Below are 482 nucleotides of genomic sequence, written 5' to 3'. Positions count from 1 at the left end.
TTCACGGCTGGGCCTCTGCCCGCTGGCGTGGATTGCGCATCCTGACCTGGATATTCGCGCTCTGCTGGTCTCCGGCGAGCCGCTGCCGCTGGTGATGTTCGACAGCCCGTGCCTGATGCGCTCCCGCGCCATTGCCTGTCTCGATGCCGCGGGGATCCCCTGGCAGGTGGTGTTCGTCAGCCACAGCCTGAGCGGCATCTGGGCGGCGGTGCAGGCCGGGCTGGGCCTGACGATACGCACCCGCATCGGCATGCCAGGCAACCTGCGCCCCGCAGGAGGACTCCTGCCAGCTCCAGGAAGTCTGGCCGTCAGCCTGCGACAAACCCCGCGTGAGGAATCGCATTCCGCCGCCGTGGCGCTGCTCGGCGAACTGATGACCGAGGCCCTGCAGGGATGGCTCGACAGGTGACAGTGTCACGCCATTTCATTCACCCTCACCCTAACCCTCTCCCTGAAGGGAGAGGGAACTGTTCGGCAGCATC

Annotated in this window: 1 protein-coding gene; it reads left to right on the top strand. The window is 66.6% G+C overall.

Features of this window, described 5'->3' with window-relative positions; translation table 11 throughout:
• A partial coding sequence (locus FJV41_RS55580; protein ID WP_246137931.1) for a LysR substrate-binding domain-containing protein occupies window positions 1-409 on the top strand: 409 nt, incomplete at its 5' end.
• Between the last annotated feature and the right edge of the window lie 73 nt (window positions 410-482).

Source organism: Myxococcus llanfairpwllgwyngyllgogerychwyrndrobwllllantysiliogogogochensis (assembly GCF_006636215.1).
Taxonomy (GTDB): domain Bacteria; phylum Myxococcota; class Myxococcia; order Myxococcales; family Myxococcaceae; genus Myxococcus; species Myxococcus llanfairpwllgwyngyllgogerychwyrndrobwllllantysiliogogogochensis.
The sequence above is the reverse complement of the archived record's forward strand: the minus strand, read 5'-3'. Positions and strand labels throughout refer to the sequence as shown.